This window comes from Streptomyces sp. NRRL B-24484 (assembly GCF_000717715.1).
Taxonomy (GTDB): Bacteria; Actinomycetota; Actinomycetes; order Streptomycetales; family Streptomycetaceae; genus Kitasatospora.
On record NZ_JOAI01000004.1, the window covers coordinates 202,136 to 208,472 of the forward strand.

General features: G+C 75.8%; 6 protein-coding genes. 3 read left to right on the top strand and 3 right to left on the bottom strand.

What is annotated here, in order from left to right:
• Positions 1–16 precede the first annotated feature (16 nt).
• Positions 17–967, bottom strand: a complete 951-nt coding sequence (locus tag IE98_RS0105555) for a hypothetical protein (protein WP_420706164.1) — start codon at positions 965–967, stop codon at positions 17–19.
• 53 nt (positions 968–1,020) lie between these two features.
• Positions 1,021–2,922, bottom strand: a complete 1,902-nt coding sequence (locus tag IE98_RS0105560) for an alkyl/aryl-sulfatase (RefSeq protein WP_030265031.1) — start codon at positions 2,920–2,922, stop codon at positions 1,021–1,023.
• Positions 2,923–3,194: 272 nt separating this feature from the next.
• On the opposite strand from IE98_RS0105560, the gene IE98_RS0105565 reads away from it, so the two are divergent.
• Complete coding sequence (locus IE98_RS0105565) at positions 3,195–3,812, top strand: hypothetical protein (RefSeq protein ID WP_052390156.1); 618 nt, start codon at positions 3,195–3,197, stop codon at positions 3,810–3,812.
• 112 nt (positions 3,813–3,924) lie between these two features.
• A complete protein-coding gene (locus tag IE98_RS0105570; protein ID WP_030265036.1) occupies positions 3,925–5,418 on the top strand; it encodes a hypothetical protein in 1,494 nt (497 codons plus the stop codon).
• Positions 5,419–5,582: 164 nt separating this feature from the next.
• On the opposite strand, the gene IE98_RS0105575 is transcribed toward IE98_RS0105570, so the two are convergent.
• Complete coding sequence (locus IE98_RS0105575) at positions 5,583–5,957, bottom strand: hypothetical protein (protein WP_159400837.1); 375 nt, start codon at positions 5,955–5,957, stop codon at positions 5,583–5,585.
• 252 nt (positions 5,958–6,209) lie between these two features.
• Between IE98_RS0105575 and IE98_RS46015 the strand changes: the two genes are divergently transcribed.
• Positions 6,210–6,337, top strand: a 128-nt coding sequence (locus IE98_RS46015; protein ID WP_199922869.1) for an acyl-CoA dehydrogenase family protein, incomplete at its 3' end; no start/stop codon positions are given.

Consider the following 6,337-nt stretch of genomic DNA (forward strand, 5'->3'; position numbering starts at 1 on the left):
GGTGCTCAGCCCCTCGTCACGGGCGTTCGAAGAGTTGCAGGACACCGCCGACGGAGAAGCAGAGGGCGCCGGTGACGGTGCCCCAGTTGGCGATGTCGCCGTTGATCAGGCTGCCGGTGGAGGGCCTGGTGAAGGCGGCGAGCGCGGAGACCATGAACAGCACCGAGCCCAGCTGGTTGACCCCGACGATCCACCAGCCGAGGTCGCGCGGCAGGACGCGCAACCGGCCGTGGCAGACCTCGACGAAGCCGAGGTGCCCGGAGATCAGGAACAGCACGCAGCCGATCACGTCGGGTGCCCAGATCAGCCGGTTGACCTGCTGGACGCTGAGCCCCTGCAGGAAGGAGTCCAGCAGGTTGACGGCGAAGACCAGGGTGCCGGCGAACAGGACGAAGGCGCTCAGCCAGTCGACCCGCATCGGTTCGTACCGCCACCACCGCCAGCGGCGGGTGACGAGGGCGCCTTCGCCGCCCGCGACGTGGCGCGGCGCGTTGATCACCTGGAGCAGGGTGACGTAGCCGCCGGTGTTGAAGCAGAGCCCGCCGACGAAGTAGATGACGGCGCTGGTGGTGGCGTCGCCGGAGCCGAACTGGGCGACGGAGGCGCCCGCCGCGAAGAGCGCCCCGCCGAACACGAAGGCGATGGAGGCGACGGTGTTCAGCCGGCGCAGCCGGGCGACGGAGACCTCGTCCGCCCTGGCGTGCCGGACGGTGGGGCTGCCGGGCGCCCGGACGGCGAGCAGGCCGCGGCGCCTGGCGGGGCGCGACTCCCAGACCGCGGTGCCGCCACCGGGCAGGCCCCAGGTGACCCGGGTCGTGAACGGGCCGGCGCCCTCGGCGCGCGGCGCCCCGGCCCCGGGCCGATCGGCGGGCCCGGGCCGGTCCGACCGCTCCTGCTGCTCCTGCTGCTCCCGCCGGTCGGACGGCTCCGGCCGGTCGGCCGGCTCGGGCTGCTCGGGCTGTTCCACGGGCCGAGCGTAGACCGGAGGGCGGGGCGTGCCGGCGGCGCAACGCCGGGGGGTCAGGGGGTGACGATCGCGAATCCGGGGTCGGGCGAGGAGAGGTACCCGAGCAGTTCGTCGAGCACCGCCGGGTCGCCGTCGAGGGTGGCGCGGCCCTGCTCGGCGAGCCGCGCCAGGGACTCCGTGCCGAGCAGCACCGCGCGCAGGTCCGACTCGTCCAGGGTGAGGTCGAGCCGGGCGGGCGGGGCCGCCGGGCCGGGCCCGTTCACGTGGGTGAGGACGCCGTTGTGCAGCCGGACCGTCACGGGCGGACGGTCGGCGCCGAGGTGGAGGCGGAGCGTGAGGTCGGCGTGCCAGCTGCGCGGGCCGTCGATCCGGATGGCGAGGGAGTCGAGGAGCTGGTCGAGGGTGAGTGCTGCGACCAGGTCGGGCGAGTCGGCGGTGGTCGGGGTGCCGACGGGGCCGTGCCGGAGTTCGTGGGCGCCGGTGAGGTAGAAGTTCCGCCAGGTGCCGTTCTCGCTGCCGTAGCCGAGCTGCTCCAGCGCGTCGGCCTGCAGCCGACGGGCCTCGGCGTTGCCGGGGTCGGCGAAGACGACGTGGTTGACCACCTGGGCGACCCAGCGGAAGTCGCCCGCGGCGTAGGACCCGCGGGCGCGCCGCAGCACCTCCTCGACGCCGCCCATGAAGTCGACGTAGCGGGCCGCCGCCTCGGTGGGCGGGTGCTCCCAGAGGTGGGCGGGGTTGCCGTCGAACCAGCCGAGGTAGCGCTGGTAGACCGCCTTGGTGTTGTGGCTGACGGAACCGTAGTAGCCGGTGGTGTGCCAGGCCCGTTCGAGGGCTGGCGGCAGCTGCATGCGTTCGGCGATCTCGGGTCCGGTCAGTCCCTGGTTGAGCATCCGCAGGGTCTGGTCGTGCAGGTAGGCGTACAGGTCGCGCTGCAGGGCGAGGAAGTCGAGGACCCGGTCGCGGCCCCACACCGGCCAGTGGTGGGAGGCGAAGACGACGTCGGAGTCGTCGCCGAAGAGCTGGACCGCCTCGGTGAGGTAGTGCGCCCAGTCGTGGGCGTCGCGGACGAGGGCGCCGCGCAGGGTGAGCAGGTTGTGCAGGGTGTGGGTGGCGTTCTCGGCGGTGCACAGCGCGCGGTGGTCGGGGAAGTGGATGTGCAGTTCGGCGGGGGCCTCGGTGCCGGGGGCCATCTGGAAGACCATCCGGATGCCGTCGACGGTCTCGGTCTGCCCGGTGGTGGTGACGTGCAGGGTGGGCGGGATCAGGGTGACGGTGCCGGTGGAGGCGGTCGGGCCGAGTCCCGAACCGACCTGGCCGCGCGGGCCCTTCCCGAGCGCGGCGCCGTACATGTAGGCGGCGCGGCGGGCCATCGCGGTGCCCGCGTAGACGTTCTCGCTGACGGCGTGTTCGAGGAAGCCCTCGGGTGCGACGACCGGGACGCCGTCCGCGAGGTCCCGGTCGGTGAGGACGCCCCTGGCACCACCGAAGTGGTCGACGTGGCTGTGCGTGTAGAGCAGGCCGGTCACCGGCCGGTCGCCGCGGTGCTGCCGGTAGAGCGCGAGGGCGGCCGCGGCGGTCTCGGCGGAGACCAGCGGGTCGATCACCAGGACGCCGCGCTCGCCCTCGACCAGGGTCATGTTGGAGAGGTCGAAGCCGCGGACCTGGTAGATACCGGGGACGACCTCGAAGAGCCCGTGGCCGGAGACCAGCCGGGCCTGCCGCCACAACCCGGGGTGGGCGGTGGGCGGGCAGTCCCGGTCGAGGAAGCCGTAGGCGTCCAGGTCCCAGACCACCCGGCCGCCGGCGGCCCGGATCAGGGGGTCGGCGGCGGTGCCGAGGAAGCCGCGGCGCTCGTCGGCGAGGTCCTGGTCGTCGTCGAAGGGCAGGCCGTGCAGGGCGCCCGTGTTGGCGGCGGCGACGGCGGCCGATGCCTCCTGCTGCTGGTCCGGGGCCATGGCGGGTCCTTCCGTGCGGTCCTCGGCTGAGACGGATCCGCGGACCGGACCCGGGCGTGACGCGGTCGCTGCCACCCTTCTCCGCCCCCCGGCCCGCCGCCATCGGGGCCGCCCGAACGGAGGAGCAGCCCTCGGGGGGACGGTTCAGGCGTGCGGGGCTGCCCGAACGCCCTCTGGGCGGGCGTGCCGGCTGAGTACGGGTACTCAGGCCCGGTGCGGCGGCGGCTTGGCAGGATGGCCGGGTACTGCTGCCCGAAGAGACCGGAGACCCCGTGAAGCGCCTCGCCCCGGCCACCGCCGCCGTCACCGCCGTGCTGCTGGCGGCGGGCTGCGGCTCCGTCCGGGCGGGTGGTGCCGGGGGCGGTGCCGCTGCCCCGGCCTCGGCGGCGTCCGGACCGGCCTCGGCATCGGGGCGGTCCGCGGCGGACGTGATGGCACAGGTGCTGGCCGAGCACGACCGGCGGTACCCGGAGGTGGCCGCGGACTGTACCGGCGCGCGGACGGCCACGGCCGTGCCCGCCCCTTCGGCGAGCCGGGCACCGGCCGACCCGGAGGGGTCCAAGTACGCGGAGAACCACGCCTTCCGACAGACCACACCGGTCGACGCCGCCCAGCGGTGCCGGGGCGACGCCCACGCGGCCAGGATCCTGGCCGCGCTCACCGGGAACGGGCGGCAGCCCGACGAGGCGGCGGTCCGTCAGGTGCTGGAGCGGCTCGGCTACCCGCGGGACGCCGTCCAGGTCCAGCGGGACGGCGGCGCCGCCGGGTTCTCGCTGTTCGTCCCCGGGGCCGGGCCGTGCATCAGCGGCCGGCTGGCCTCCCCGCCGAAGGTCGAGGTGCACGGCCCGTACGTGGAGGGCGGCTGCACCGAACCGAAGGGCGGACACTGAGTGTCCGGAGCGCGGACACCGGGCCGCCGCGGGGGGACGGCGTGCGGCGCCGGGCGTCACAGGGCGGCACTAGGCTGCACGGAGATCATCGGGCCTCAGGGGGAGGAACGGCATGGGCACCGACGGGGACGCGGCGCGGGTGCGCGACGCACTGCTGGCGCTGCGCGGGACGGACGGCGTGGAGCTGCTCGACGGATTCACCGACGCGGAGATGGACGGCTGGCCCGTCCCCGTGCCGGAGGCCGTGCGGACGGTGCTCCGCGCGGTCGGCGGCGTCCGCGCGGACGACGAGGAGCACGAGTTCGGGCCGCGCCGGCTGCGGCCGTCCTCGTTCGCCGGCGGCCACTGGGAGGTCGGCAGCCACCTCGCCACCGAGCACACGGTGTGCGTCGCGGTCGGCGACCCGGACGCCGCCGACTGGGGGCCGGTGGTGGCGGTCCGCCCGTTCGACGACCCGGAGGCCGTGGTCGAGGCCGCCCGCTTCGCGGACTGGCTGCGGGCCCTCGCGGTGCGGCTCACCGACCCGGACGCCGACGGGCTGCTGCGCCGGGCGAGCGCAGCGGTCGACGCGGTGCCCAGCGTCGCCGCCGCCGAGGGTCCGGACGCCGCTCTCGCCGCCCTGGTCGGCCGCGGCGACCAGCTCGCCGACGTCGCGGACCTGCGCGACCTGCCCGCCCTCCCCTGCCGGATCGACTTCGAGCCGTACTACACCTACGCCCACAACACCGCCGACACCGGCAGCAGCGAGCTGCGGTTCGAGATGCTGGGCGGCGGCCGGGCGCTGCTGGTGCGCTCCGTGATCAGCGGCGACTTCCTCGGCCGGCCGGTGCGCCGCCACGCCGTGCCGGCCGACGCGGGCCGGCGGGCGGTCGCCGAGCTGCAGGCCCTCGCCGCCGAACACCCGGCGTCCGTGGTGCTCGAACCGGGCTGCACCGACGCCGAGATGGACGGCTGGCCCGTCCCGGTGCCGCCGGAGGTGCGGACGGTGCTGCGCGCGATCGGCGGTGTCGCGGTGGCCGGGCTGCCGGTCCTGCGGCTGCGGCCCGGCGGCCCCGGGCACGAGGTCGACCCGGAGGTGCACCGGATGCTCGGCGGCGACGGCAGCTACTGGCCGATCGCCCGGGCGGCGTACGGGCGGCAGCACGCGATCGCCCAGGTCCGGATCGATCCCGGCACCGGGGAGTGGGGCTACGCCGTGTCGGTGACCGGCGACGCGGGGCTGCTGCGCGAGTACCCGGAGCTGACCCTGCTCGGCGAGTCACTCGCGGATCTGCTGCTGACGGTGGCCCGGATCGCCCGCAGGGCCGCCGGGGCCCGGGACTTCGCCCGCGCCGCGGCCGCTGCCGCGCCCTGGTTCTTCCCCAACACCGGCGAGGCCTGGATCCTCCCGGAGCCGGTCGGCGAGTGGTCGGGGGCGGAGGACGCCCTGCGGGCGGCCGCCGCGGCCCTGCCGGAGGGCAGCTTCGCGGGCGACCTGCGGACCGCACCGGCCCCCGGCGACCTCTGCTTCTACCGCGCCGACGACTGGCCGTACCGGGCCCGCCTCGACCGGCTGGTCTTCCTCGGCGCCGGCCGGATCGCCGCAGCGGTACCGGAGCCCGCCTGACACCCGCCGTCGCCGGTGGGGCTCGGTGACGGCCGCGGGACCGCGGCGCGGGCCACAGCCCCTCGACCGGTCGCAGGTGCGGCTGCTGTCGGCGGAACCCGACCGGCGACCCGGGCCGCGCGGGGACGCCGACCGTGCCGTGCCCCGGAGCGGCGGACGCACCGTCAGCTGCGCGGTTCGTCGGGACCGCCGGCCCCTGTCCGCGTCCCGTCCGCCGCGCCTCGGGCGTCGTCGGCCCGCCAGAGCAGCGCCGCCGTGAGCCGGGCCCGGTACGGGTCGGACTGGAACTGCAGGGGTGGGGCCATGTCGCCGAAGGACCGGGCGAAGGCCTCCGGCGACCGCGCCAGTCCGTGCCGGACCAGCGCCGCCGTGCCGTCGCCGACCAGCCCGGGTGCCAGGGCTGCGCAACCGCGGACACCGGCGTGCGGGTCGCCGAGGAGCGCCGCCAGGTGCCCCGGTGTGTCGACGGCCGGCCCCAGGGCGTGGAACACCCCCGGCCAGTCCACTCCGCCCGCACCGCCGACCGCATCTCCGACCACACCGGGATGCTGCCACACCGCACCGGACGGGATCGGCCGCGGTGCCACGGCGCTCCCCCGCTCGACCGGGTGACCGGGTGACCGGCGGCATCGTGCGCACCGGCAGCGCGGAACCCGCGCCCCTTCTGCATGTCACGGCGGGCCGGGCTGGCGTTGATGGCACAGAGTGTGTTCTATTAGGGGAACTGAGTTCCCTCCCTCTGTGGATCGTGTTCCGCCAACGGTTGCGGGACGGACTGGAGCACCCGAACCATGAGCAACTCCTTCGATCTGTTCCGCACGGCCGAGGAGCACGACATGCTCCGTGACGCGGTGCGGTCGCTGGCCGAGGCGAAGATCGCCCCGTTCGCGGCCGAGGTCGACGAGCAGGGCCGTTTCCC